This window comes from Paraburkholderia sejongensis (assembly GCF_020880815.1).
In the GTDB taxonomy this organism is placed as follows: Bacteria; Pseudomonadota; Gammaproteobacteria; order Burkholderiales; family Burkholderiaceae; genus Paraburkholderia; species Paraburkholderia sejongensis.
The window spans coordinates 328,489-353,327 of the sequence record NZ_JAJITD010000004.1; the positions used below are offsets into that span (position 1 = coordinate 328,489).

Sequence of the window (24,839 nt, forward strand, 5' to 3'; positions counted from 1 at the left end):
GACCGACATGAAAAAACTGACCCGCGATGAAATGGCCAAGCGCGTTGCCCAGGACATCCCTGAAGGCGCGTACGTGAACCTCGGCATCGGCGTGCCGACGCTGGTGGCGAACCACCTCGGCGCCGACAAGGAAATCTTCCTGCACAGCGAAAACGGTCTGCTCGGCATGGGCCCGGCACCGGCGAAGGGCGAGGAAGACGACGAACTGATCAACGCCGGCAAGCAGCACGTCACGCTGCTGACGGGCGGCGCATTCTTCCATCACGCGGATTCGTTCGCGATGATGCGCGGCGGCCATCTCGACTTCTGCGTGCTCGGCGCGTTCCAGGTGTCGGCCAAGGGCGACCTCGCGAACTGGCACACCGGCGCACCGGATGCGATTCCGGCGGTCGGCGGCGCGATGGACCTCGCGATCGGCGCGAAGCAGGTGTACGTGATGATGGAACACCTGACCAAGCAGGGCGAAAGCAAGATCACCGCCGAATGCTCGTACCCGGTCACCGGGATCGGCTGCGTGACCCGTATCTATACGGACCTCGCGATGATCGACGTGACGAAGGAAGGGCTCGTCGTGCGCGAGATCTTCACGGATATCGGCTTCGACGAACTGCAGAAGCTGACCGGCGTGCCGATGACCGACGGCACCCAGGCGGCACGCGCGGCCTGATAGCCGCCGTTCTTCCGCTGTACCCACGCGACGCGCAGCGCGTCGCGTTCAGGCCAGCGCCGATGAGATCACGGTCCCGTCAGCGCTGGCCTGGTAACTTCGGCGACGTGCCGGACCTGTTTTGGCGCACAATATGCAGCCATGAACGCGGCACCGGCGCCGCCGTGCTGTAACGGGCGAGCGCCCGCGCGATGCAGCTTCACGCCGCGCCGGCGCGACGCCGTGCAGCGTGATCCGCCGCGCCGCTCCTTCACTTCCGCTTTCCCCGATTCCTCGAAGATCGTCACCATGCTCGACTCCAGCGCCCGTCTGACCGGCCTTCTCTGCGGCACACAGCCGATGAACGATATCTGGTCGCCGCATGCCACGCTGCAGCGGATGCTCGACGTCGAAGCCGCGCTCGCGCGCGCTTCGGCCGCCCACCAGGTGATTCCCGCCGCCGCGGTGCCGGCGATCGAAGCGGCCTGCCAGGCCGATCAACTCGATGCCGAGGCACTCGCGCGCGACGCCGCGCTCGGCGGCAACCTCGCGATTCCGCTCGTCAAGCAACTGACCGCGCGCGTGAAGGCGGCCGATGCCGAAGCCGGCAAATACGTGCACTGGGGCGCGACCAGCCAGGACATCATCGATACCGCGACGGTGCTGCAACTGCGCGACACCTTCGATCTGCTCGACAGCGGCCTGCAAACGACCTGCGATGCAATCGCGAAACTCGCGGCCGCCCATCGCGCGACGCCGATGATCGGCCGCACGTGGCTGCAACAGGCACTGCCTATCACGCTCGGCCTGAAATTCGCGCAATGGCTCGACGCGCTGCTGCGTCATCGCGAGCGTCTCGAAGAACTGCGCGCGCGCGTGCTGGTGCTGCAATTCGGCGGCGCGGCCGGCACGCTCGCGAGTCTGCGCGACGCGGCCCCGCAGGTCAGCCGCTCGCTCGCCGGGGAACTCGGCCTCGCGCTGCCGACGCTGCCATGGCATACGCAACGCGACCGCATCGCCGAAACCGCCTCTTTGTTCGGCATGCTGATCGGTACGCTCGGCAAGATCGCGCGCGACGTGTCGCTGCAAATGCAAACCGAAATCGACGAACTCGCCGAGCCCGCCGCGGCCGGCAAGGGCGGTTCGTCGACGATGCCGCACAAGCGCAACCCGGTCGGCTGCGCGGCCGTGCTGACCGCGGCGACGCGCGCGCCCGGGCTGGTCGCCACCGTGTTTGCCGGCATGGTGCAGGAACACGAGCGCGCGCTCGGTGGCTGGCAAGCCGAATGGGACGCGCTGCCGGACCTCGCGCGTCTGGCCGGCGGCGCGCTCGCGAATATCGAACAGATCGCCGCGGGCCTGAACGTCAATGTTGCGCGCCTCGCCAAGAATCTCGACGTCACGCGCGGACTGATCCTCGGCGAAGCGGTGATGCTCGCGCTCGGCGACAGCATCGGCCGGCTCGACGCGCATCATCTGGTCGAGCGCGCATCGAAGGCGGCGATCGCCGAAGGCAAGACGCTCCATGACGTGCTTGCCGCCGATCCCGCGGTGACCCAGCATCTTTCGTCCGAGCGTCTGCAGCAGTTGCTCGATCCCGCTCAATACGTCGGCCAGGCGCACGCATATGTCGACGCCGCGCTGGCGCTTCACACCTCGCGCGCGCAGCGCGCCCATTCCAAGGAGTAACCGGCATGCCCTACGCCGCAGTCAACGGCACCGAGCTTCACTATCGTATCGACGGCGATCGTCACGGCCACGCGCCGTGGCTCGTGCTGTCGAATTCGCTCGGCAGCGATATGTCCATGTGGACGCCGCAGGTCGCGGCGCTTTCGAAGCACTTCCGCGTGCTGCGCTACGACACGCGTGGCCACGGCCATTCGGAAGCGCCGAAGGGTCCGTACACGATCGAACAGCTGACCGGCGACGTGCTCGGCCTGATGGACACGCTGAAGATCTCGCGCGCGCATTTCTGCGGACTGTCGATGGGCGGCCTGACCGGCATCGCGCTGGCCGCGCGTCATAGCGACCGCTTCGAGCGCGTCGTGCTGTGCAATACGGCAGCGCGCATCGGGTCGCCGGAAGTGTGGGTGCCGCGCGCCGCGAAGGCCCGCAACGAAGGGATGCTGTCGCTCGCCGACGCGGTGCTGCCGCGCTGGTTCACCGCCGAGTTCATCGAACGCGAGCCGGTCGTGCTGGCGATGATTCGCGACGTGTTCGTGCACACCGGTAAGGAAGGCTATGCATCGAATTGCGACGCGATCGACGCGGCCGACCTGCGCCCCGAAGCACCGGGCATCAAGCTGCCGGCGCTGGTGATCAGCGGTACTCACGATCTGGCCGCGACGCCGGCGCAAGGCCGTGAACTCGCACAGGCGATTCCGGGCGCGCGCTACGTCGAACTCGACGCATCGCATATCTCGAACATCGAAAAGGTCGACGAATTTACGAAGACCGTGATCGACTTCCTGACGGAGACGAAATAATGAACGACGAAGACCGTTACGAAGCCGGTATTGCGGTGCGTCGCGCGGTGCTGGGCAGCGCGCACGTCGACCGTTCGCTCGCGAACCGCACCGAGCTGACCGAGGAATTCCAGAACCTGATCAGCCGCTATGCATGGGGCGAAATCTGGACCCGCGAAGGTCTGCCGCGTCATACGCGCAGCCTGCTGACCATCGCGATGATGGTCGCGCTCAATCGCAGCGAGGAACTCGCGCTGCACCTGCGCGCCGCGAAGAACAACGGCGTGACGCGCGATCAGATCAAGGAAGTGCTGATGCAGACCGCGATCTACTGCGGCGTGCCGGCGGCGAACTCGGCGTTTCACCTGGCCGACAAGCTGTTCCGTGAGGACGATGCGGCGGCTGCCGCTGCTGCTACTGCTACTGCTAAGCCGTAAGGGCTGCTTGCGGCAGTTCGATCGTTTCACGCGGCTGCATTCGAACAACGCGCGACGGACATTTCCGTCGCGCGTTTTTTTATGCAGTCGCCTCGCTGACCGGCACCTGCACACACACCGCGCGCCGCACCGTCTCCTTGATTACCTCCCGCCAATGCGCGAGCGCCGCCTTGTCCATTAGCGGCTCGCCGAGAAACGCGCCGAGCGTGTACTGATTGGCGTTGTAGAAATAGCCGAGCGACGCGATCATCAGATAGACGTCGCGTGCTTCTATATCGTCGCGAAACACCTGCTGCGCGCGGCCCGCTTCGAGCAGCTTCTGCACCACCGAAATCGCGTAGCCGGAAATCTCCTTCAGCTTCACCGACTTCTTCGCATGCTTGCCCTGATGCAGGTTTTCGCTCGACAGCAGCGTGACGAACTCAGGGTGATCGAGGTAGTACTGCCAGACGAATTCGACCATCTGTTCGAGCCCATGTATTGGGTCGGCGAGATCGAGATCGAGTTTGCTTTCCGCTTCGTTGAATTGCGTATAGATCGTTTCCAGTACCTCGATAAACAACTGCTCCTTGCTGCCGAAGTAGTAGTAGATCATTCGGTCGTGCGAGCGCGCGGCCTTCGAAATACTTTCGATACGGCCGCTCGCATAACCCTGCTTCGCGAATACCTTGATAGCCGCTTTCAGCAGCTTCGCGCGGGTGTCTTGCGCCTGTTTCGCGCGGATGCCGGGGGCGCCCGGTTTGCGGGCGGCGGTGGGACGCATGGCGGTGTCGGATCTCCGGTCACGAAGTTTTTTCTGCGTCGTTCGGGCTGGCTTCAATGCTTGCCCACGGCGGCTTGCGAACGGAGCGCGCATGCCGATGCGGCATTGCACCATCGCGCCGGCCGATGGAAAAGCCGTTGCACAGTCGATTTTGATCGAGTAGATTTCACTCACGTTTGGTGTAGAAGATACTACATGAACGGTTAGTGGCCGCAACATGAAAATGTGCGGCCCACGGGAAAAGGCCTGCAAACAGCGGCGCTTCGCGGACCGCGCAGCACCCGCCATTGCTTGTGATGTCGTACGGAACCCCACGATGACAGAACATACGAAGGTCGATTTCGGTGCCGACAGCGTCGATCGCGATACCGCGTCGACGCCGGGGCCGACCGTGCTCGAAAAGTCGGCGCCGCGCAGCGAGCGGATGGCGTCGAACAAGATCGAATGCAATGCGTGTCCGGTGCTGTGCCAGATTTCCGACGGGCGCACCGGCGCGTGCGACCGCTATGCGAATGCGGACGGCCGGTTGATCCGGGTCGATCCTGTCGTGTTTCTGTCGCGTGCGGCGGCGTTGCCGGATGCGCGCGGTGACGATGCGGCCATCGCGTTCGGCGCTCCCGGCGCTTGCGAGGACAACGCCGAAGAACCCGCGCTATTCGTCACTGGCGTCGGCGCGTCGTCCACCTATCCCGACTACAAACCCTCGCCATTTATCGTCGCGTCGAAGCTCGACGACGTCGATATGGTCACGGTCGTCACCGAAGGCATCTTCAGCTACTGCAGTTTCAAGGTGAAGATCGACACCGACCGCTTTCTCGGCCCCGAACAGGCGAACGTGCGCTGCAACGGCGAGATCGTCGGCCATGTGACCACTGCCGAATACGGCTCGCAGATGCTGAGTCTTGGCGGTGTCCATCATCTGACCGGCGGCAGCAAGAAAGAAGGCCGCGTGACTTGCGACATGATGCTCGCGCTCGGCAACAAGGAAGCGGTCGAGTTGAGCATCGACGGCGGCGCGGGACTGGTGATTCGCGCGGGCGCGGCGCCGGTCGTCGATGGCGTCGAGGAGCAGCGGATGCGAGTCGGCTGCGGCTCGGCGACGATCGGCATCTTCGCGAAGCAATGGTTCGGGCATGTGGACGAAGTGGTGGTGGTCGACGATCACATCACCGGCGTGCTGACCGAGCATCAGGCGGGCCGCTGTCTGGGCATGACGCGCTCGGGCCTGAAAATTCGCGGCCGCAAATCGACGCCGGGCCGCTATTTTCAGGTGGCGAACCCCGGCACCGGCTGGGGCGGCACGGATATTCAGGACCCGCTAGCCATTGTCGAAGGCTTCGATCCGGCCGTTGCGAAGCCGGGGATGCGCGTGCTGATGGTGTCGACGACCGGCGAGCACGCGCAATGGTACGAACTCGACGAGCAACTGGTGCCGCGCATCGCGCCGATGCCGGACGCGGTGCGCCGCACGGTCGAGCGAATCGGCGAGAACTGCGAACCGTCGCTCGCCACCGTGCTGTTTCTCGGCGGCGCGGGCGGCAGTCTGCGCGCGGGCGCGACCGAAAATCCGGTGCTGCTCACGCGCGCGATCAAGCGCAAACTCGTCAACGTGACCTGCGGCGGCGCGCCGGCCTATGTGTGGCCGGGCGGCGGGATCACCGTGATGGTCGACGTGACGCGGATGCCCGATCGTTCGTTCGGCACGGTGCCGACGCCCGCGATCGTCGCGCCGATCGAATTCACGATGACGTATGACACCTATCGCGATCTCGGCGGCCACGTCGATGCGGTGCGCTCGTTGCAAAGCGTGCTCGCGAACGGGCCGACCCATGCGGACGGCGCGCCGCTCGCGCGCCGCACGCTGGCGCGCGATCCGGACAATCCGTGGCCGGCCGTGCTGCCTGCGTAAGGATTAAGGATCCTGACTAAACGTTGTGAACCTACGAACCCGATGACCCCCACCCGCAACCGGCTCGACGAACATCGCTGGCACTGGCAGCACGGGCCGATCGATCTGATCGTCGGCGCGAATGGCGAGCCGCGCGCGTTGCGAGCTGCGTATGAGGCAGCGTGGGAGCGCTTCGGTAGCGTGTTGCAGGAGCTGGTCGGCGAATTGAAGTTGCTTCGGCAGCCAGTGCAGGCCGCTGCCGCGTTGCACGACTGTCCGCTGCAAGGGCCGGTCGCGCGGCGGATGTGGCACGCGTGTTATCCGCATCGCGCGCGCTTTATCACGCCGATGGCGGCGGTCGCGGGCAGCGTCGCCGATGAACTGATCGGCGCATTCGCGCGCACCGGCATCGAGCGTGCGTTCATCAACAACGGCGGCGATATCGCGCTGTATCTGAGCGAAGGGCAGCGCTACAAGGTCGGCGTATTCGCTGACCTCGCCCAATACTCGCCGGGTTCGCGTTTCGCGCAAGACGCGGCGCTCGACGCGCAACTGACGCTCGCCGCAAGCCAACCAGTTCGCGGCATCGCGACGAGCGGCTGGCGCGGCCGCAGTTTCAGCCTCGGCATCGCCGACAGCGTGACCGTGCTCGCGCGCGATGCCGCGAGCGCCGACGCCGCCGCGACGATGATCGCGAACGCGGTCGATCTCGAACATGCGGGGATCGTGCGGCGGCCGGCTTCGTCGCTGAAAGACGATAGCGATCTTGGCGATCGACTGGTGACCGTCGACGTGCCCGCGCTGCCACTGCCGCTGATCGATTTCGCGCTGGCACGCGGCGTCGAGCAAGCGCGACGGCTGCGCGAGCAAGGTTTGATCGAAGGCGCGGCGCTGTTTCTGCAAGGACAGGTGCGCGTGACCGGCATCGACAAAAACGAGGCGCGGCCCGACACGACGCGCGCTTCACTGACAACGGAGGCTCCGTGTTCGAAATACGCCGCGTGCTGACGCACGTCGAAGACATCTTCCACGAGTTCGGGCCCGCGCCCGCGCAGCCGCTGCGGCGCGGCGCGATCGCCGCGGTGATGACCAATCCGTTCGCCGGCCGCTACGAAGCGGAGATAGCGCCCGCGATGGAGGCGCTGAAGCCGATCGGCTTCGACATGGCGCAGCGGCTGCTGAGCGCCATGGCGGTCCCGCATGCGTCGATCGAAAGTTATGGCAAGGGCGCGATCGTCGGCGCGCGCGGCGAGCTCGAACATGGCGCGCTGTGGCATGTGCCCGGCGGCTATGCGATGCGCGAGCTGCTGGAAAAGCATGGCGTGCCGACCAACGCGATCGTGCCGTCGACGAAAAAAGTGGGCGCTCCGTCCACCGCGCTCGACGTGCCGCTCACGCATGTGAACGCGAGCTACGTGCGCAGCCATTTCGATGCGCTCGAAGTGCGCGTGCCGGGCGCGCCGGCGGCCGACGAAATCGTCTATATCCTCGTGATGAGCACCGGACAGCGCGTGCATGCGCGGGTCGGCGGCCTCGCGAAAGAGGCGATCGCCGGCAAGGACGGGTTGCGCTGAAAGCCACCCGGCGCAACAGCAAAGCACAGCAGCACAACATCGAACTCGGAGAGCGCAAATGGCAATCAGGCTTCGCAAGCTGGTCGTACAGGTCGACGAAACGCGTATCGAAATGGGCCAGCCGATCGAGCCGCCCGCGCGCCGCGCGGTGGCGATCGCGGTGATCGAGAATCCGTATGCGGGCCGCTACGAAGCGAAGCTCGACGCGCTGATCGAAGCGGGCGAGGAGTTGGGCGCGCTGCTCGGCAAACGCTGCGTCGAAGCGCTCGGCATCGCGCCGGGCAACGCGCAAAGCTACGGCAAGGCCGCGATCGTCGGCGAGGCCGGCGAACTCGAACACGCGGCCGCGATCCTGCATCCGAAGCTCGGCGCGCCGCTGCGCGCGGCGGTCGAAAAGGGCGCGGCGCTGGTGCCGTCGGCGAAGAAGATGGGCACGCTCGGCACCGCGATCGACGTGCCGCTCGGCCACAAGGACGCCGCGTTCGTGCGCAGCCATTTCGACGCGATCGAAGCGCGCGTCGCCGATGCGCCGCGCGCCAACGAAATCGTCGTCGCGGTCGCGGTGACCGCGTCGGGCCGGCCGCTGCCGCGCATCGGCGGCCTGCAGGTCGGCGAGATCAAGGGCGAGGACGGTTTGCGGTAAAGCGGGCCGGCGTTTTTTGCAGTGCTTTTTGCAGCGCTTGTTGCCCGGGATGTTTCGCTGGTAGTGTCCTGCCCTTGACGCGGGCGCGCACGGCGCCGCCCGCGCCGCAACGCCTGCCGGACGGGCCGAAATGCGTGTTACGCGGGGTACACGCGCCGCCCTGGCAAGCCGCCGAGGATCACGATGCTTTCGAATCTGCTGGTACAACTGGTCAATGGACTCGCCGACGCGTCGACGCTATTTCTGGTCGCCGCCGGTCTGTCGTTGATCTTCGGCGTCACGCGCATCGTCAACTTCGCGCACGGCTCGTTCTATATGTTCGGGATCTACATCGCGTACAGCATCGCGAGCCGCTATGGCCAGACCACGGCCGGCTTCTGGCTGTCGGTGCTGGCCGCCGCGCTGGCGGTCGCGGTGCTCGGCGCGCTGGTCGAGATCGTCGTGCTGCGCCGAATCTATCAGGCACCCGAACTATTTCATCTGCTCGCCACCTTCGCGCTGGTGCTGATCTTTCGCGATGCCGCGCTATGGCTATGGGGCCCCGACGATCTGTTCGGCCCGCGCGCGCCGCATCTGGCCGGCGCGGTTCAATTCCTTGGCCATCCGTTGCCTACTTACGATATCGCGCTGATCGTGATCGGCCCGCTGGTGCTACTGCTGTTGTGGTACGCGCTGACGCGCACCCGCTGGGGCACGCTGGTGCGCGCGGCGACCCAGGATCGCGAGATGCTCGGCGCGCTAGGCATCAATCAGGCGTGGCTGTTTACCGGGGTGTTTTTCGTCGGCGCGTTTCTCGCCGGGCTCGGCGGCGCGTTGCAGGGGCCGCGGATGTCCGCGAATCTGTCGCTCGATCTGGAGACGATCGGCAATGCGTTCGTCGTCGTCGTGGTCGGCGGGATGGGCTCGATTCCGGGCGCGTTCGTCGCGGCGCTGCTGATCGCCGAGATCAAGGCGCTGTGTATCGGCATCGGGCACGTGACGATCTTCGGCATCGGCCTGTCGCTGAGCCGCTTTACGCTGGTCGCCGAATTCGTCGTGATGGCGATCGTGCTGGTGGTGCGGCCGTGGGGGCTGCTCGGCCGCGCGAGCGCCGCGGTGCGCGCGATGGGCGCGCCGGAAGCGCCGTTGCGGCCCGCGGGCAAGCGGCTCAAATGGCTCGCGGCGTTCGTGCTGCTGGTGCTGTTGCTCGCGCCGCTCGCGGCCAACGCGTTCCCGTATATGCCGGTGCTGCTGGTCGAAATCCTGATCGCGGTGCTGTTCGCGGCGAGCCTGCATTTCATCATGGGTCCGGGCGGGATGCATTCGTTCGGTCATGCCGCTTACTTCGGGCTCGGCGCATACGGCGCGGCGCTGTTCCTCAAGGTGCTGAATCTGCCGATGGAAGCGGCGCTCGTGCTCGGTCCGTTGCTCGCGGTGCTCGGCGCGCTGGTGTTCGGCTGGTTCTGCGTGCGGCTGTCGGGTGTCTATCTGGCGATGCTGACGCTCGCGTTCGCGCAGATCGTCTGGTCGGTCGTATTCCAGTGGGACGACGTGACCGGCGGCAGCAATGGCGTGCTTGGCTTATGGCCGGCGAACTGGCTGTCGTCGCCGGTCGCGTTCTATTACCTGACGCTCGTGTGCGCGGTGCTCGGCGTGTGGCTGCTGCGCCGCATGCTGTTTTCGCCGCTCGGCTACGCAATGCGGGCGGCGCGCGATTCGACATTGCGCGCCGAAGCGATCGGCATCGACGTGAAACGCGTGCAGTGGGCGTCGTTCGTGATCGCGGCAGTGTTCTGCGGACTCGCCGGTTCGTTGTACGCGTTCTCGAAAGGCAATATCTCGCCGGAAGTGATCAGCGTCAGCCGCTCGGTCGACGGTCTCGTGATGGTGCTGCTCGGCGGCATCCAGACGCTGAGCGGACCGATCGTCGGCGCGGCGGTGTTCACGTGGTTGCAGGATACGGTCGCGCGGCAGACCGACTACTGGCAGGCGCTGCTCGGCTTCGCGATCCTGCTGCTGGTGATTGCGTTTCCGCAGGGCATCGTCGGCTTTATTCGCGAGCGCTTCGGCGACGCGAACGCCGATCAGGCCGATAAAACCAACGGGGGCGCCGCGTCGCCGTCGCAACCGGCCGGCGCGGTCAAGGAGGGGCTATGAGCCTGCTGCGCGTGAGCGGTCTGTCGCGATCGTTCGGAGGACTGAAGGCGGTCGACGACGTTTCGTTCGATCTCGAAGCCGGTCAATTGCTGGCCTTGCTGGGCCCGAACGGCGCCGGCAAGTCCACCTGTTTCAACATGGTCAATGGGCAGTTGCAGCCGTCGTCGGGTTCGATCCGGCTCGACGGTCATGAGCTGGTCGGAATGCGGCCGCGCGAGATCTGGCGGCGTGGCGTCGGCCGCACGTTCCAGATCGCCGCGACCTTCAACTCGATGACGGTGCTCGAAAACGTGCAGATGGCGCTGGTGTCGCGCGAGAAAAAGACCTTCGGGCTTTGGAAACCGGCCGGCTCGCGTTACACGGACGAAGCCTACGCGCTGCTCGAACAGGTCGGGATGGGCGCGCACGCGAACCGCGCGTGCGGGGTGCTCGCCTATGGCGACGTGAAGCGCGTCGAACTGGCAATTGCGCTCGCGAACCGGCCGAAATTACTGCTGATGGATGAACCGACCGCCGGCATGGCGCCGAAGGAGCGCAACGAATTGATGGGGTTGACCAAACGTCTGGTGACCGAGCACAAGATCGGCGTGCTGTTTACCGAACACAGCATGGACGTGGTGTTCGCCTACGCGGACCGGATGATCGTGCTCGCGCGCGGCAAGCTGATCGCCGAGGGCGACGCGGACACGATCCGCAACGACGCGCGCGTGCAGGAAGTCTATTTCGGCACCGGCAAGACGTTCAAGCCGCATGCGCCGCTGCACGATACGGCGGACCGCGCGCAAGTCCCGTCGCAAGATGCGTCGCAAGATGCGGCCCGACGGAGCGTGCAATGAGCGAGCCGATGCTGAAAGTCTCCGGCCTCAACGCGTTCTACGGCCGCGCGCATATCCTGTTCGACGTCGGCCTCGAAGTCGGCCGCGGCGAGGTGGTCGCGCTGATGGGCCGCAACGGCGCCGGCAAATCGACCACGATGAAAGCGCTGATGGGCCTGCTGCCGCGCCGCCACGGCGAGGTTACGTTTCGCGGCCAGAGCATCGGCGCGCTGGCGCCGTACAAGATCGCGCGGATGGGGATCGGCTTCGTGCCCGAAGACCGCCGCGTATTCGCCGATCTGACGGTGATGGAGAACCTCGACACCGGCCGTCAGCCGCCGCGCGAAGGCGCGCCGCAATGGACCCCGGAAAAACTGTTTCGCCTGTTTCCAAATCTCGGCGAAATGCCCAGGCGCCCCGGCGGCCAGATGAGCGGCGGCGAGCAGCAGATGCTGACCGTGTCGCGCACGCTGATGGGCAATCCGTATCTGGTGCTGCTCGATGAACCGTCCGAAGGCGTCGCGCCGGTGATCGTCGAGCAGATGGCGAACATGATTCTCGAACTGAAGCGCGAAGGGCTGTCCATTCTGTTGTCCGAACAGAATCTGCACTTCGCCGAGCTGGTCAGCGACCGCGCGTATGTGCTCGAAAAAGGGCAGATCCGTTTCAGCGGCACGATCGGCGAACTGGCGCGGAACGAAACAGTGAGGCGCGCTTATCTGAGCGTGTAAATCCATCCGGTAGTTGTCGTGGCGAAAGGAGAGGCAGATGGCGGCAGAGACGTTGACAGGCTTGTCGGGCAAGGTCGCGGTAACCAACATCGGGCTGCTGTTGTCGGGCGATATCGACCGGCCGATTCTGGACGCGGACACGCTGGTGATCGACGACGGCGTGATCGTCGCGGTCGGCAAGGAGAAGGACTGCGATCTCGAAGGCGCGCGCACCACCGTCGATTGCAAACGCACGACGGTCGCGCCGGGGCTGATCGATTCGCACGTGCATCCGGTGTTCGGCGACTGGACCCCGCGCCAGAATCAGCTCGGCTGGATCGAATCGAATCTGAACGGCGGCGTGACGACGATGATCTCGGCCGGCGAAGTGCATTTGCCTGGTCGTCCGAAAGACGTGCTCGGCGTGAAGGCACTCGCGATTACCGCGCAGCGTTCGTTCGACGGGATGCGCGCGGCCGGGGTCGGCGGCGGCGTGAAGGTGCTGGCCGGCGCGCCGGTAATCGAAAAAGGGATGGTCGAGCAGGACTTCAAGGAGCTGTCGGAAGCGGGCGTGAAGCTGCTCGGCGAAGTCGGTCTCGGCAGCGTGAAGGGCGGCGAGGAAGCGCAGCAGATGGTCGCGTGGGCGCGCAAGTATGGGATTCAAAGCACCATTCATACGGGCGGCCCGTCGATTCCGGGCTCCGGTCTGATCGATCGCGACGTCGTGCTCGCAGCGGATGCCGACGTGATCGGCCACGTCAACGGCGGTCATACGTCGCTGTCGTACCGGCATGTTTGCGACCTATGCGAGCAGTCCACTCGCGCGCTCGAAATCGTCCACAACGGCAACGAGCGGATCGCGCTGCTGACCGCGCGTCATGCGATCGAACTGAAGTGTCCGCACCGGATCATTCTCGGCACCGATAGTCCGGCCGGCTCCGGCGTGCAGCCGCTCGGCATTTTGCGGATGATCGCGCTGATCGCGAGCCTCGCCGACGTGCCCGCCGAAATCGCCTTCTGCTTCGCGACCGGCAATACCGCGCGCCAGCGCAATCTGCGCCAGGGGCTCATTGAAGTGGGCCGGCCGGCCGACCTCGTATTTATGGACCGCGCGCAGCACACGGCCGCCGATACGCTGCTCGAAAGCGTGCAGCTCGGCGATATTCCGGGCGTCGGGATGGTAATGATCGATGGCCACATCCGCTGCCGGCGCAGCCGCAATACGCCGCCGGCGACCGAAGTGCCGGTGGTGCTGTGAACGCGGCACGTCACGCGACGCGCTCATGATGAACCGCCCCGCGCAACTGGTGCTGAACGTGAACGGCGCGACGCACGTGGTCGAAGCGTCGGCGCGCACGCCGCTGCTGTACCTGCTGCGCAACGACCTCGCGCTGAACGGCCCGAAGTTCGGTTGCGGCCTGGGCGAATGCGGCGCCTGTACGGTGCTGCTCGACGGCGTGCCGACGCGCGCCTGCGTGACCACCGCCGAAGTCGCGCTCGGCCACGAGATCACCACGCTCGAAGGGCTCGGAACGCGTAGCGCGCTGCATCCCGTGCAGCAGGCGTTTATCGACGAACAGGCCGCGCAATGCGGTTACTGCCTGAACGGCATGATCATGACGGCGACCGCTTTGCTACGACGCGATCCGCATCCGGAGCTGGCGACGATCCAGCGCGAACTGTCGCGCAATCTTTGCCGCTGCGGTACCCATGTCGAGATCGTGCGCGCGGTGCGGCGCGCGGCCGAATTACTGGCCTTGCAAGCCGGCGCCGACGCGCACGACGGAGCGCGCGGATGACGGGCCCGGACGTCAGCGTCGATCGACGCGGCGCGCCGCCGTCGCGCAAGCAGCTATACGACGCGCACAGCGTGCTGATCGTCGCGCGGCCGCCACAGGCGCCGGCCAAGGCCGCTCCCGGCCAGCCGGGTTCGCGCTCGTCGTTCGTGCCGACCGACGCCGATCTGTTTCTGGTCGTGCGCGACGACGGCAGCGTGGTCGCGTTCAACGGACACGTCGATCTCGGCACCGGGATCGGCACCGCGCTCGCGCAGATCGTCGCGGAAGAACTCGATGTGCCGCTGACCCGCGTGTCGATCGTGCTCGGGCATACCGGCGAGGCGCCGAATCAGGGGCCGACGATCGCCAGCGCGACGATCCAGATCAGCGCGGTGCCGCTGCGCCAGGCGGCCGCGCAGGCGCGCCAGTATCTGTTGAACGAAGCGGCCGCGCGGCTTGGCGTGAACGTGGCAGACCTCGATGTACGCGACGGCCGCGTGTTCGCGCGCAATCGCGGAGGCGACGCGGCGCAAGCGATTCACTATGCAGACCTGATCAAAGGTCGGCGCGTCGAACTGCTGCTCGCGAACGATGCGCCGTTGAAGCCGCCGCGGGATTACCGGATCGTCGGCAAGAGCGCGCCGCGCATCGATATTCCGGCGAAGGCGACCGGCGAGCTGAGTTTCGTGCATGACGTGCGGGTGCCGGGCATGCTGCATGGGCGCGTCGTGCGGCCGCCGTATGCGGGCGTCGCGCAGGGCGAGTTCATCGGCAACAGCCTGCTCGAAGTGAACGACGCGTCGATTCGCGATCTGCCCGGCGTCGTCAAGGTGGTGGTGATTCGCGATTTCGTCGGCGTCGTCGCCGAGCGCGAGGAGATCGCGCAGCAGGCGGCGCAGCGGCTCGACGTGCGCTGGAAAACGGTGGACGGCTTGCCGCCGCTCGATACCAGCGAGCAGGTCGAAGCGGCATTGCGCGCGAATCCGGCGAAGCGGCGCGATCTGGTGATCGAAGGCGATGTCGATAAGGTGCTCGCACAAGAGGCCGCGCAGACGCTCGAACGCACCTACGTATGGCCGTTCCAGTTGCATGCGTCGATCGGGCCGTCGTGCGCGGTGGCCGATTTTCGAAGCAGCGGTGACAACGCCAAGGGCGCCGGCGCGACGCTAAAAATCTGGTCCGGCACGCAAAACCCGCATTCGTTGCGCGCCGATCTCGCGCTGCTGATGGCGCTCGACGAGGCGCACATCGACATCGTGCGAATGGACGCGGCCGGATGCTACGGGCGTAACTGCGCGGACGATGTCGCCGCCGACGCGGCGCTGCTGTCGCGCGCGGTCGGCAGCCCGGTGCGCGTGCAGCTATCGCGCGAGGACGAGCACGCGTGGGAGCCGAAAGGCGCCGCGCAGCTGATGGACGTGCGCGGCGCGCTGAGCGCCGAAGGCGAACTGGCCGCGTACGACTTCGCGACCCGCTACCCGTCGAACGATGCGCCGACGCTCGCGCTGCTGCTGACCGGCACGCTGCCCGCGCAGCCGCAGGTGTTCGAAATGGGCGACCGCACCGCGGTGCCGCCCTACGACTACCGCAGCATGCGGGTGGTCTGTGACGACACTGCGCCGATCGTGCGGGCGGCGTGGCTGCGCGGCGTGTCCGCGTTGCCGAACACGTTTGCGCACGAATCGTTTATCGATGAACTCGCGCAGCAGGCGGGCGTCGATCCGGTCGAATTCCGCCTGAAGCATCTGACCGATCCGCGCGCGGTCGAGCTTGTGAAGGCGGTCGCGGAGAAAGCGGGTTGGCAAGCGCGCGAACCGGCGTTCAAAACGCACGGCAACGAAGGCGGCAACGCAGCGAACGACGAAAACCCCGACATCGCTCGCGGCCGGGGCATCGCGTACGCCCGCTACGTGCACAGCAAATTCCCGGGCTTCGGCGCCGCGTGGTCCGCATGGGTCGCCGACATCGAAGTGAACCGCAGGAGCGGCGAACTCGCGGTCACGCGCGTGGTGGTCGGCCAGGACAACGGCACCACGGTCAATCCCGACGGCGTGCGCCACCAGATTCACGGCAACGTGATCCAGGCCACCAGCCGCGCGCTGAAGGAACAGGTCAGCTTCGGCGGCAACGCGGTAACGAGCCAGGAGTGGGGCGCTTATCCGATCCTGACGTTCCGCGAAGTGCCGGTGATCGATGTGGTGATCATGCCGCGTCACGGCGAGCCGCCGATGGGCGCCGGCGAATCCGCGTCGCTGCCCGGGGCGGCCGCGATTGCTAACGCGCTGTACGACGCGACCGGCGTGCGCTTTCGTCGTCCGCCGTTCACGCCGGAAAAGATTCGCGCGGCGCTCGCCGATGCGCAGGCCGAGGACGCGGCCGCCGCGCGCCGCAAACAGCGCCGCCGCCGCGGGTTTTTTGGCCTGCTGGCGGCCGGCGCCGCGGGCGCGGCCGGGTGGTTAGGCGCACTGACTTTCGCGTCGGTGCCGGCTACGCCGCTCGCGCCGATCGCGCCGCCGCTCGCGAGCGCGTTCGCCCAGGAGCTAGTGGCGCGCGGCAAGCTGCTCGCGTCGCTCGGCAATTGCGCGGTGTGCCATACCGCGCGGAACGGCGTGCCGAACGCCGGCGGCAACGCGCTCGCGACGCCGTTCGGCACCGTCTACAGCACTAATCTGACGCCCGACGGCCTGACCGGGATCGGCAACTGGTCGCTCGACGCATTCGTGCGCGCGATGCGGCACGGGATTAGCCGCGACGGCCATCGGCTGTATCCGGCGTTTCCGTACACGTCGTTCCAGAATATTTCGGACGACGATCTTCACGCGCTGTACGCGTATCTGATGTCGCAAACGCCGGTGCGCAACCGGCCGCCGGAAACGCAGCTGGCGTTTCCGTTCAGCGTGCGGCCATTGATGGCCGTCTGGAACTCGATGTTTCTGCGGCGCACCGCGTTCAGCGAGAATCCCGCGCAAAGCGCGCAATGGAATCGCGGCGCGTACCTGGTGAACGGCCTCGGTCATTGCAGCGCGTGCCACTCGCCGCGCAACGCGTTCGGCGCCGAGAAAAGCGGCGCCGCGTTCATGGGCGGCGGCCTCGCGGAGGGCTGGGAAGCGCCGGCGCTGTCGTCGCTGTCGAACGCGCCGGTGCCGTGGAGCGAGGACCAACTGTTCAGCTATCTGCGCACCGGCCACGCGCCGCTGCATGGCGTCGCGGCCGGGCCGATGGCGCCGGTGATCGGCGATCTCGCGACGCTGCCCGACAGCGATATCCGCGCGATGGCCGTCTATCTCGCATCGCTCAATCCGCTGGAGCCGAATGCCAATCCGGCCGCGACCGCGCGCGAATACGAACGCGCCAGCACGCCGGCCGGCGCGCCGGTCACCGCCGGCGCGCGCCTGTTCGACGGCGCGTGCTCGGCCTGCCATCACACCGGCAGCGGACCGCAACTGTTCGGCGCGCATCCGTCGCTCGCGCTCAACACGAACCTGCACGGCGCCACGCCAGACAACCTGATCCGGGTGATTCTGGACGGGATCGACTCGCCTGCGCGGCCCGAACTCGGTACGATGCCGGCTTATCGCGACAGTTTCAACGACGCCCAGCTGACCGAGCTGGTGTCGTATCTGCGCAAGCAATTCGCGGGCGGCAAGCCGGCCTGGCAGGACGTCGCCGCCAGCGTCGCGCGGATCCGCGCCGAGCCGCGCGAACCCTGAAGCGCTGAGACGCCGGCCGCTCGCTCGCCCGCCCGATAAAAAACCAGCAATCCTTCTGATAACGGAGAAACGCATGACCACGCGCGCAGGATGGATCTCTCGCCTCATGGTGTCGACCGTGTGCTCGTTCGCCGCGCTCGGCGCGAGCGCCCAGCAGACCATCAAGATCGGCGAGATCAACAGCTACAAGGCGCAGCCCGCCTTTCTCGGGCCTTACAAAAACGGCTGGAATCTGGCGCTCGAGCAGATCAACTCGGCGGGCGGCGTGCTCGGCAAACAACTCGAAGTCGTTTCGCGCGACGACAACGGCAACCCGGGCGACACCGTTCGCGTCGCGCAGGAGCTGATCGCGCGCGAGCAGGTGCAGTTGCTGTTCGGCGGTTTCCTGTCCAATACCGGCCTCGCGCTCGCCGATTTCTCGAAGCAGAAGAAGATTTTTTTCCTCGCCGCCGAGCCGCTGACCGACAAGATCGTCTGGGCCGACGGCAACAAATACACGTACCGTCTGCGGCCTTCCACCTATATGCAGGTCGCGATGCTGGTGCCGGAGGCGGCCAAGCTGAAGAAAAAGCGCTGGGCGCTGGTCTATCCGAACTATGAATACGGGCAATCGGCGGTTGCGACGTTCAAGAAGCTGCTGACCGCCGCGCAGCCCGACGTGCAGTTCGTCGTCGAGCAGGCGACGCCGCTCGGCAGCGTCGATGCCGGCGCGGTCACCCAGGCGATCGCCGATGCGAAGCCCGATGCGATCTTCAACGTGCTGTTCGGCGCGGACCTCGGCAAGTTCGTGCGCGAGGGCAATACGCGGGGGCTGTTCAAGGATCGCGCGGTGGTCTCGCTGCTGACCGGCGAGCCCGACTATCTCGATCCGCTCGGCGCCGAAGCGCCGACCGGCTGGATCGTGACCGGCTACCCGTGGTATTCGATCGATACGCCGGCCAACAAGAAATTCGTCCAGGCGTATCAGGCCAAATATCACGACTATCCGCGCCTCGGTTCGGTGGTCGGCTATTCGGCGTTGATGTCGATCGCCGACGGGATCAAGAAGGCCGGCTCGACCGATCCGGACAAACTGGCCGCCGCGTTCAAGGGGCTCAACGTCGAGACGCCGTTCGGGCCGATCGCCTTCCGCGCGCAGGACAATCAGTCGACGATGGGCGCGTATGTCGGCGTCACCGGCGTGAAGGACGGCAAGGGCGTGATGACGACGTACCGGTATATCGACGGCGCGAGCGTGCAGCCGTCCGATGCCGAGGTGAAGAAGCTGCGGCCGGCGGATTGAGCCTGCCGGCTCGCGGGTTCGCTCAGGATGGCGCGCGCGAGTCGCGCGCTGTTACTGCCTTGCAAACCTGCTATTCCTCCGCGTCGTGCTCGGTAACGAAGCGCCGTAGATAAGCGAGCACCGCGGCTTCCATCGCGCGGTGATCCGCGGTGCTTTTCGAGCCCGCGTTTTCCTCGTCGCCGAACAGCGTGGACGGCGCGTTGTGCACATCCACTTCCTGCCCCTCGCGAAACACGCGAATCTCGTGCACGCCCTCGACGTATTCGGCGACCCAGTGCACGCCCTCGATATGCGCTCCCGCGCGAACGTTAGCAATCTTCATGAGTTCTCTCCGATGCAGGGCTGTCGGGGCGGACCCTGCGCCGCCCGTTGTTCTCCACCATACGCCGTAGCGCGACTGTGCGCGAGTCCCGCTGTGAGTCCCGCTGTGAGTCCTGCTGTGAGTCCCGCTGTGAGTCCTGCTGCGCGTGCCGCGCCGCCCGCATGAAGTCGCTTGCGGCTCCGCGCGGCGACCCCGGCACGGCCGTTGCTGAAGGGAAAGTCCACAGCCACAACCGGAGAACTGTCATGCCAGAGCAGAAAACCCTGAAGCGTGCCGCGGCCGATAAGCGTGCCGGCAAGGCGGCGAGTACTCAAGCGGGAGAGTTCGTGAAGGAGCAGGTCGACAAGGTGCGCGCCGGCAAACACGGCGTGCGCTCGCCGAAGCAGGCGATCGCGATCGGCTTGTCCGAGGCGCGGCGCGCGGGCGTCGACGTGAAGCCGCCGAAGAAGGGCGCGACGAGCGAGGCGACCCGCAAGAAAGCGCAGAAGGACAGCGCGGCGGGCAAGCACGACGGCGCCGCGAACAAGACCGCGAGCAAGACCGCGAGCAAGGAGTCGAGCGCGAAGCGCTCGCGTGTCGCGACCAGCGTGTTGAAGCGCGAGAGCAAGGAGGGGGCGTCGCCGCAAGCGATGTCGAAGCAGGCGAAGTCGGCGGCGGCCAAGCGGCCGGCGGCGAGCCGTTCGGCGGCGGCTAAGAAGGCGGCGGCGACCAAGGGCGCGGCCGGGCGCTCGGCGGCCGCGAAGAAGGCCGCGCAGACGCGGTCGTCACGCGCGCATCACTGACCGCGGGCGGTGCCGCAAGCGGGTGCGGCATCCAACGGCGCGCGGCATCGACCTGCCGCGCGCCGGCGCCGCTTATTGCACGGTCGCCAGTACTTCGCTGACCGTATTAAAAAGCCGCGCGATCTGCTCTTCATCGATGATCAGCGGCGGCGAGAACGCGAGGATATCGCCGGTAAAGCGGAGCAGCACGCCCGCCTCGAAGCATTTGACGAAGGCCTCGTAGGCGCGCGCGCCCGGCGCGCCGTCGCGCGATTCGAGTTCGATCCCGGCGACCATCCCCAGGTTGCGCACGTCTTTCACGTGCTTCGCGCCGCGCAGCGCATGCGCGGCCGCCTCGAACTTCGGCGCGAGATTCGCCGCGCGTTCGAACAGCTTGTCGCGGCGATACAGATCGAGCGTCGCGATCGCGGCCGCGGCCGCCGCCGGATGCGCAGAATAGGTATAGCCGTGGAACAGCTCGATCGCGCCCTGCGCGCCGGCGTTCACCACCGTGTCGTGGATCGTGCGGCTCGCGGCGACCGCGCCCATCGGGATCGACGCGTTATTGATCGCCTTCGCGAGCGTGATCAGGTCCGGCGTGACGCCGAAATACTCGCTGGCGGTTGCCGCGCCAACGCGGCCGAAGCCGGTAATGACCTCGTCGAAAATCAGCAGGATGCCGTGCTTCGTGCAGATTTGACGCAGCTTTTGCAGATAGCCTTGCGGCGGAATCAGCACGCCGGTCGAGCCGGCCACCGGTTCGACGATGACCGCGGCGATCGTCGACGCATCGTGCAGCGCGACGATCCGCTCGAGCTCGTCGGCCAGATGTTCGCCCCACGCGGGCTGCCCCTTCGAAAAAGCATTCTGTTCGAGGTTGTGCGTGTGCGGCAGATGATCGATCGCCGGCAGCAGCGCGCCGGAAAAAGTCTTGCGATTCGTCGCGATGCCGCCGACCGAAATGCCGCCGAAGCCGACCCCGTGATAACCGCGCTCGCGGCCGATCAGGCGCGTGCGCTGTCCTTCGCCGCGCGCGCGGTGATAGGCGAGCGCGATTTTCAGCGCGGTATCGACCGATTCGGAGCCCGAATTGGTGAAGAAAATCCGGTCGAGGCCGGCCGGCATCAGTTCGGCGACCTTGCTCGCGGCTTCGAATGCGAGCGGGTGGCCCATCTGGAAGGTCGGTGCGAAATCGAGTTTAGAGAGCTGCTGGGTGATCGCCGCGATGATTTCGTCGCGGCCGTGGCCGGCGTTCACGCACCACAGGCCCGCGCAGCCGTCGAGGATCTCGCGCCCGTCGGTGCTGCGGTAGTACATGCCTTTGGCCGATTCCAGCAGGCGCGGCGCGGCCTTGAACTGACGGTTGGCGGTGAACGGCATCCAGAACGACGACAGATCGTCGATGACGGCGCGCGAATTCATGGCATCTCCTCGAAGTGGGTAACGGGCGGACGTGCTCACGGCTGTTCCCGGGGGACGTCCTGGATAGCCAAAACTCTAGCGCTCGCGGTTTAATGGCGGCATGCACAGTTGTTCAGGTGTGGTGCTAACTGTGCTGGCGGATTCGCGCGAACTGTCGTGGTCTGCGCGCCGGGCCGCTCCGCCCGCTGTCCGCACCGGCGCCCGCGCGCACCCGCTCCACCGAGCCGCCGCCGCGGCCCATTTAATCCGCTTATTTAGCTAGCCTCATGATCGAACTGGACCTTCAACGCGACCGCCGCGCGGCTTCGACGCTCGTCGAACAGGTCGTGCAGGGCTTCGCGCGCGCGATCGATGCGCAGTCGCTGCGCGCCGGCGCGCTGCTGCCGTCGGTGAGGCAGCTCGCGCGCAGTCACGCGCTGAGCACCTTTACGGTGACCGAGGCCTATAACCGGCTGGTCTCGATGGGGCTGGTGGTCGCGCGGCGCGGCTCCGGTTACCGCGTCGCCGCGCGCCCGGTAGCCGGCGCCGCGCCGCGCGCGAGCGCCGCCGGCTGGCAGCCGCCGAGCCTGACCGCGAACTGGCTGCTGTCGGATGTGTTCGCCGATCATTCGGTGCCGATCAAGGCCGGCTGCGGCTGGCTGCCGAGCGAATGGGTCAACGAGAGCGGCCTGCAACATGCGTTGCGCGCGCTGAGCCGGGTGCCGGCCGCGCGGCTCGGCGACTACGGTCATCCGTATGGCTTCGCGCCGCTGCGCGAACGCGTCGCGGAACAGCTCGACCGGCTCGGCCTGCCGGTCGATGTCGGCAATGTGCTGCTGACCCAGGGCGCGACCCAGGGGCTCGATCTGATCGTGCGCACCTTACTGCGCGCGGGCGACGCGGTGATCGTCGAAGACCCGGGCTACGGCAATCTGCTGCAAATCCTGAAGCTTGCCGGCCTTGTCGTGCACGGGGTGCCGCGCACGCTCACCGGCGTCGATACCGACGTGCTCGAAACGCTAATCGCGCGGCACCAGCCGAAGGCGATCTTCGTGAACACGACGCTACAGAATCCGACCGGCGCGACCTACGCAATGGCGGCGGCGTTCCGGCTGCTGCAGATCGCCGAGCGCGCGCGGATGTGGGTGATCGAAGACGATGTCAGCCGCGAACTCGCGCCGCCCGGCGCACCACTGTTCGCGGCGCTGGAGGGCTTGCAGCGGGTCGTGTATGTCGGTGGCTTTTCGAAAACGGTGACGCCGGCGTTGCGCTGCGGTTACGTGGTCGCCGAGCAGGCGGTGCTGCGCGAGCTCGCGCGTACCAAGATGGCGGTCGGGCTGACGTCGTCGGAGGCGATCGAGCGGATCGTCGACAAGGTGCTGGTCGAGGGGCGCTACGCGCGCCACGTCGAAACGGTCAACGAGCGTCTGAAGCTCGCGCATGCGGTGCTCGAAGAACGGCTGGACGCGCTCGGGATCGAGCTGTTTCACCGGCCGCGCGCGGGGCTGTTCGCGTGGGCGCGGCTGCCGATCGACGCCGAGCGCGCCGGCGAGGTCGCGACCGCCGCGCTCGCGCATGGCATCTGGCTCGCGCCGGGCTCCTACTTCCGGCCCGACGATGCACCGAGCGCGTGGTTTCGCTTCAACGCGCCGTATGCGGGCGACGACGCGTTGTGGCGCTTTATCGAGCGGGTCGGCCGCGGCACGCTCTAAATCCACCCCCCCAGCACTGCGCGAATACCCGCAGGCGTAGATGACGTTCAACGTGCGCTGCCCCACAGTGCCGGCGAGTTCGTGTGCCTACATTTGAGACAAAACCGGCTGGGCAGTGAAATCGACAAACGCCGGTCATAAACGCAGAAGCGAGCGTCGCCGCTCAAGACAATGCGTGAATCAGGGGGAAGTATGGACTACAAAAAATACCGGTCCGTGCGCGCGCTTCGGCGCGGCAACGGCAAGCGCCCGTCAGGGCAACGGGGTGTGGCCGCGGTCGAGTTCGCGATCGTGCTGCCGATTCTTCTGCTGGTTCTGTTCGCGACCGTCGAGCTCGGCATCGCGCTCTACGACAAGGCGGTCATCACCAACGCGAGCCGCGAAGGCGCGCGTGCCGGCGTGGTGCTGAAAAGCCCCAAACCGACCTCCACCGACGTACAGACGGTCGTGACGAACTACACGTCGAGCTATCTGCTCACGTTCGGCACGAAGAGTCCGCCGTCGGTCACCACCACCGGTGCGCAGGGCACGTTCGGTCAGCCGCTGTCGGTGACGGTCACCTATCGCTACACGGGGCTTGGCCTGGGCCGGGCGCTGTCGGCCTTCACGGGACCGGTCACGCTGTCCGCGACCACCGTGATGAACAACGAGTAGGAGGCCGTCATGCGCACGCGGAGCAAAAAGCGGCAGCAGGGCGCGGTCGCGGTGATGGTCGCGCTGATGCTGATCGTGCTGTTGGGGATCGGCGCGCTGGCGGTCGATATCGGCAATCTGATGGTCGCGCGCAACGAGTTGCAGAACGCCGCCGATGCCGCCGCGATGGCCGGCGCCGGCTGTCTGAAACCGCGCAGCGAGTGCAGCAACGCCAGCGCGACGCAGCCGGACTGGACCACTGCGTCGACGACCGCGTCGACGTTTTCGACCTCCAGTACGACTAATAAAGTACAGGGCGCGTATCTGAAAGCGAGTACCGTCGCGACCGGTTACTGGAATGCGACCGGCTCGCCGTATGGACTCGAAGCGTTGCCGTTCACGCCGGGCAGCAACGATATGCCGGCGGTGCAGGTGACGATCCGCAAGGACGGCTCGAACGCGAATGGCTCGGTGTCGACGTTTCTGGGCAAGGTGTTCGGCGTGCAAGTGCTGAAGGCGAGCGCGGTGGCGACCGCGGTGCTGGCGTCGCCGGGCAGCGTCGGGCCGGGCGGGCTGTTTCCGATGGCGATGTCCAAATGTCTGTTCGATACGTACTGGAGTTCGACGACTAATTCGCCGAAGCTTTCACCGACGAGTGGGCTCGTCTCCGGCGGCGGCAGCACTGTCCCGCAGGTCGCCGGGCAACCGTACTATTTTCAGATCGGCTCGGCCTATCAGTATGGGGCATGCCAATCCGGGCAATGGACAACGTTCGATTCGAGCGACAACAGTGCGAGCTACGCTCGAGGCCTGATCACCAACGGCAACAGCACGACGTTTTCGATCGGCTCTTCACCAGGTACCTGGATTCAAACAGGCGAAAAGAACTCACTGTTCAACGACGTCTACGATTGCAGCGCGGCAGGCAATGGACAATGCGCGTGGGAAACGGTCGCGGTGGTCGCGGATCCTTCGACAAGCGGGTTTCAACCGGTCCTCGCGTTCGCTTGTGTTCACATCCTGAATGCGTCGAACGGCTCCAACCCGTACGTGCTCGTGCAGATGTCCAACGACATGAGCCACTGCGAAACGCCGAACTCGGGCGGCGCCGGCCCGAGCTACGGCGCTTATACGCCGCCGCGACTGGTGCAATAGGCTCTGCT

General features: G+C 66.4%; 23 protein-coding genes. 19 read left to right on the forward strand and 4 right to left on the reverse strand.

Annotated features, from left to right (window positions below):
* Positions 1-7 precede the first annotated feature (7 nt).
* The gene (locus tag LJ656_RS10200) at positions 8-667 is read left to right on the forward strand and encodes a 3-oxoacid CoA-transferase subunit B (RefSeq protein ID WP_230509236.1); all 660 of its coding nucleotides are present in this window, start codon (positions 8-10) and stop codon (positions 665-667) included.
* Positions 668-735: 68 nt separating this feature from the next.
* On the opposite strand, the gene LJ656_RS10205 is transcribed toward LJ656_RS10200, so the two are convergent.
* On the reverse strand, positions 736-957 hold the full coding sequence (locus LJ656_RS10205) for a hypothetical protein (protein ID WP_230509238.1): 222 nt from the start codon (positions 955-957) through the stop codon (positions 736-738).
* Here LJ656_RS10205 and LJ656_RS10210 point away from each other — a divergent pair.
* Genes LJ656_RS10210 through pcaC form a run of 3 tightly spaced genes read left to right on the forward strand, consistent with a single transcriptional unit; the run spans position 956 to position 3,548 of the window.
* A complete protein-coding gene (locus tag LJ656_RS10210) occupies positions 956-2,335 on the forward strand; it encodes a 3-carboxy-cis,cis-muconate cycloisomerase (protein ID WP_230509241.1) in 1,380 nt (459 codons plus the stop codon). The genes LJ656_RS10205 and LJ656_RS10210 overlap by 2 nt on opposite strands.
* 5 nt (positions 2,336-2,340) lie before the next feature.
* Positions 2,341-3,132 (forward strand): 3-oxoadipate enol-lactonase, encoded by a 792-nt coding sequence (gene pcaD, locus LJ656_RS10215; RefSeq protein WP_230509243.1) that lies wholly within the window; start codon positions 2,341-2,343, stop codon positions 3,130-3,132.
* Complete coding sequence (gene pcaC / locus LJ656_RS10220) at positions 3,132-3,548, forward strand: 4-carboxymuconolactone decarboxylase (protein ID WP_230509245.1); 417 nt, start codon at positions 3,132-3,134, stop codon at positions 3,546-3,548. The genes pcaD and pcaC overlap by 1 nt, the downstream gene beginning before the upstream one ends.
* A 79-nt stretch (positions 3,549-3,627) precedes the next feature.
* Here pcaC and LJ656_RS10225 read toward each other — a convergent pair whose 3' ends face one another.
* Positions 3,628-4,311 carry a TetR/AcrR family transcriptional regulator gene (locus LJ656_RS10225; protein WP_230509246.1) on the reverse strand — a complete coding sequence of 228 codons (684 nt, stop codon included), beginning with the start codon at positions 4,309-4,311 and terminating at the stop codon, positions 3,628-3,630.
* Between the two features lie 316 nt (positions 4,312-4,627).
* Here LJ656_RS10225 and LJ656_RS10230 point away from each other — a divergent pair, with 316 nt between their 5' ends.
* The 11 genes from LJ656_RS10230 (at position 4,628) to LJ656_RS10280 (ending at position 18,847) form a co-directional block, all read left to right on the forward strand.
* Positions 4,628-6,220: a 6-hydroxynicotinate reductase gene (locus LJ656_RS10230; protein ID WP_230509248.1), complete on the forward strand. Its 1,593-nt coding sequence runs from the start codon at positions 4,628-4,630 to the stop codon at positions 6,218-6,220.
* Positions 6,221-6,262: 42 nt separating this feature from the next.
* Positions 6,263-7,207, forward strand: a complete 945-nt coding sequence (locus LJ656_RS10235) for a UPF0280 family protein (protein ID WP_230509250.1) — start codon at positions 6,263-6,265, stop codon at positions 7,205-7,207.
* On the forward strand, positions 7,183-7,773 hold the full coding sequence (locus LJ656_RS10240) for an amino acid synthesis family protein (RefSeq protein WP_230509251.1): 591 nt from the start codon (positions 7,183-7,185) through the stop codon (positions 7,771-7,773). The genes LJ656_RS10235 and LJ656_RS10240 overlap by 25 nt, the downstream gene beginning before the upstream one ends.
* A gap of 58 nt (positions 7,774-7,831) precedes the next feature.
* Positions 7,832-8,416, forward strand: a complete 585-nt coding sequence (locus tag LJ656_RS10245; protein WP_230509252.1) for an amino acid synthesis family protein — start codon at positions 7,832-7,834, stop codon at positions 8,414-8,416.
* Between the two features lie 183 nt (positions 8,417-8,599).
* Positions 8,600-10,552, forward strand: a complete 1,953-nt coding sequence (locus tag LJ656_RS10250; protein ID WP_230509254.1) for an ABC transporter permease — start codon at positions 8,600-8,602, stop codon at positions 10,550-10,552.
* Positions 10,549-11,388 (forward strand): ABC transporter ATP-binding protein, encoded by an 840-nt coding sequence (locus tag LJ656_RS10255; RefSeq protein ID WP_230509255.1) that lies wholly within the window; start codon positions 10,549-10,551, stop codon positions 11,386-11,388. The genes LJ656_RS10250 and LJ656_RS10255 overlap by 4 nt, the downstream gene beginning before the upstream one ends.
* Positions 11,385-12,098, forward strand: coding sequence for an ABC transporter ATP-binding protein (locus tag LJ656_RS10260; RefSeq protein ID WP_230509257.1), 714 nt, complete (start codon positions 11,385-11,387; stop codon positions 12,096-12,098). The genes LJ656_RS10255 and LJ656_RS10260 overlap by 4 nt, the downstream gene beginning before the upstream one ends.
* A gap of 37 nt (positions 12,099-12,135) precedes the next feature.
* Positions 12,136-13,335, forward strand: coding sequence for an amidohydrolase family protein (locus LJ656_RS10265; RefSeq protein WP_230509263.1), 1,200 nt, complete (start codon positions 12,136-12,138; stop codon positions 13,333-13,335).
* Between the two features lie 28 nt (positions 13,336-13,363).
* Complete coding sequence (locus LJ656_RS10270) at positions 13,364-13,876, forward strand: (2Fe-2S)-binding protein (protein WP_230509426.1); 513 nt, start codon at positions 13,364-13,366, stop codon at positions 13,874-13,876.
* The gene (locus LJ656_RS10275) at positions 13,873-17,565 is read left to right on the forward strand and encodes a molybdopterin cofactor-binding domain-containing protein (protein ID WP_230509264.1); all 3,693 of its coding nucleotides are present in this window, start codon (positions 13,873-13,875) and stop codon (positions 17,563-17,565) included. The genes LJ656_RS10270 and LJ656_RS10275 overlap by 4 nt, the downstream gene beginning before the upstream one ends.
* A 73-nt stretch (positions 17,566-17,638) precedes the next feature.
* On the forward strand, positions 17,639-18,847 hold the full coding sequence (locus LJ656_RS10280; protein WP_230509266.1) for an ABC transporter substrate-binding protein: 1,209 nt from the start codon (positions 17,639-17,641) through the stop codon (positions 18,845-18,847).
* Positions 18,848-18,917: 70 nt separating this feature from the next.
* On the opposite strand, the gene LJ656_RS10285 is transcribed toward LJ656_RS10280, so the two are convergent.
* Entirely contained in the window at positions 18,918-19,169 is a 252-nt protein-coding gene (locus LJ656_RS10285) for a hypothetical protein (RefSeq protein WP_230509268.1), read from the reverse strand.
* Positions 19,170-19,414: 245 nt separating this feature from the next.
* Here LJ656_RS10285 and LJ656_RS10290 point away from each other — a divergent pair, with 245 nt between their 5' ends.
* The gene (locus LJ656_RS10290; RefSeq protein ID WP_230509270.1) at positions 19,415-19,951 is read left to right on the forward strand and encodes a DUF6496 domain-containing protein; all 537 of its coding nucleotides are present in this window, start codon (positions 19,415-19,417) and stop codon (positions 19,949-19,951) included.
* A gap of 72 nt (positions 19,952-20,023) precedes the next feature.
* Here LJ656_RS10290 and aptA read toward each other — a convergent pair whose 3' ends face one another.
* Positions 20,024-21,352: an omega-aminotransferase AptA gene (gene aptA / locus LJ656_RS10295; RefSeq protein ID WP_230509272.1), complete on the reverse strand. Its 1,329-nt coding sequence runs from the start codon at positions 21,350-21,352 to the stop codon at positions 20,024-20,026.
* A gap of 266 nt (positions 21,353-21,618) precedes the next feature.
* Here aptA and LJ656_RS10300 point away from each other — a divergent pair, with 266 nt between their 5' ends.
* From LJ656_RS10300 to LJ656_RS10310, 3 genes are all read left to right on the forward strand, one after another.
* Positions 21,619-23,043 (forward strand): aminotransferase-like domain-containing protein, encoded by a 1,425-nt coding sequence (locus tag LJ656_RS10300; RefSeq protein WP_230509273.1) that lies wholly within the window; start codon positions 21,619-21,621, stop codon positions 23,041-23,043.
* Between the two features lie 192 nt (positions 23,044-23,235).
* A complete protein-coding gene (locus LJ656_RS10305) occupies positions 23,236-23,697 on the forward strand; it encodes a TadE/TadG family type IV pilus assembly protein (protein ID WP_230509276.1) in 462 nt (153 codons plus the stop codon).
* Positions 23,698-23,706: 9 nt separating this feature from the next.
* The gene (locus tag LJ656_RS10310) at positions 23,707-24,831 is read left to right on the forward strand and encodes a TadG family pilus assembly protein (RefSeq protein ID WP_230509278.1); all 1,125 of its coding nucleotides are present in this window, start codon (positions 23,707-23,709) and stop codon (positions 24,829-24,831) included.
* Positions 24,832-24,839: the final 8 nt, after the last annotated feature.

Coding starts and splice junctions, on each gene's coding strand:
- LJ656_RS10310 (WP_230509278.1), top strand. CDS start 23,707: ATGCGCACGCGGAGCAAAAAGCGGCAGCAGGGCGCGGTCGCGGTGATG.
- LJ656_RS10260 (WP_230509257.1), top strand. CDS start 11,385: ATGAGCGAGCCGATGCTGAAAGTCTCCGGCCTCAACGCGTTCTACGGC.
- LJ656_RS10225 (WP_230509246.1), bottom strand. CDS start 4,311: ATGCGTCCCACCGCCGCCCGCAAACCGGGCGCCCCCGGCATCCGCGCG.
- pcaC (WP_230509245.1), top strand. CDS start 3,132: ATGAACGACGAAGACCGTTACGAAGCCGGTATTGCGGTGCGTCGCGCG.
- LJ656_RS10230 (WP_230509248.1), top strand. CDS start 4,628: ATGACAGAACATACGAAGGTCGATTTCGGTGCCGACAGCGTCGATCGC.
- LJ656_RS10300 (WP_230509273.1), top strand. CDS start 21,619: ATGATCGAACTGGACCTTCAACGCGACCGCCGCGCGGCTTCGACGCTC.
- LJ656_RS10200 (WP_230509236.1), top strand. CDS start 8: ATGAAAAAACTGACCCGCGATGAAATGGCCAAGCGCGTTGCCCAGGAC.
- LJ656_RS10280 (WP_230509266.1), top strand. CDS start 17,639: ATGACCACGCGCGCAGGATGGATCTCTCGCCTCATGGTGTCGACCGTG.
- LJ656_RS10285 (WP_230509268.1), bottom strand. CDS start 19,169: ATGAAGATTGCTAACGTTCGCGCGGGAGCGCATATCGAGGGCGTGCAC.
- aptA (WP_230509272.1), bottom strand. CDS start 21,352: ATGAATTCGCGCGCCGTCATCGACGATCTGTCGTCGTTCTGGATGCCG.
- LJ656_RS10255 (WP_230509255.1), top strand. CDS start 10,549: ATGAGCCTGCTGCGCGTGAGCGGTCTGTCGCGATCGTTCGGAGGACTG.
- LJ656_RS10290 (WP_230509270.1), top strand. CDS start 19,415: ATGCCAGAGCAGAAAACCCTGAAGCGTGCCGCGGCCGATAAGCGTGCC.
- LJ656_RS10205 (WP_230509238.1), bottom strand. CDS start 957: ATGGTGACGATCTTCGAGGAATCGGGGAAAGCGGAAGTGAAGGAGCGG.
- LJ656_RS10275 (WP_230509264.1), top strand. CDS start 13,873: ATGACGGGCCCGGACGTCAGCGTCGATCGACGCGGCGCGCCGCCGTCG.
- LJ656_RS10245 (WP_230509252.1), top strand. CDS start 7,832: ATGGCAATCAGGCTTCGCAAGCTGGTCGTACAGGTCGACGAAACGCGT.
- pcaD (WP_230509243.1), top strand. CDS start 2,341: ATGCCCTACGCCGCAGTCAACGGCACCGAGCTTCACTATCGTATCGAC.
- LJ656_RS10235 (WP_230509250.1), top strand. CDS start 6,263: ATGACCCCCACCCGCAACCGGCTCGACGAACATCGCTGGCACTGGCAG.
- LJ656_RS10250 (WP_230509254.1), top strand. CDS start 8,600: ATGCTTTCGAATCTGCTGGTACAACTGGTCAATGGACTCGCCGACGCG.
- LJ656_RS10305 (WP_230509276.1), top strand. CDS start 23,236: ATGGACTACAAAAAATACCGGTCCGTGCGCGCGCTTCGGCGCGGCAAC.
- LJ656_RS10265 (WP_230509263.1), top strand. CDS start 12,136: ATGGCGGCAGAGACGTTGACAGGCTTGTCGGGCAAGGTCGCGGTAACC.
- LJ656_RS10210 (WP_230509241.1), top strand. CDS start 956: ATGCTCGACTCCAGCGCCCGTCTGACCGGCCTTCTCTGCGGCACACAG.
- LJ656_RS10270 (WP_230509426.1), top strand. CDS start 13,364: ATGAACCGCCCCGCGCAACTGGTGCTGAACGTGAACGGCGCGACGCAC.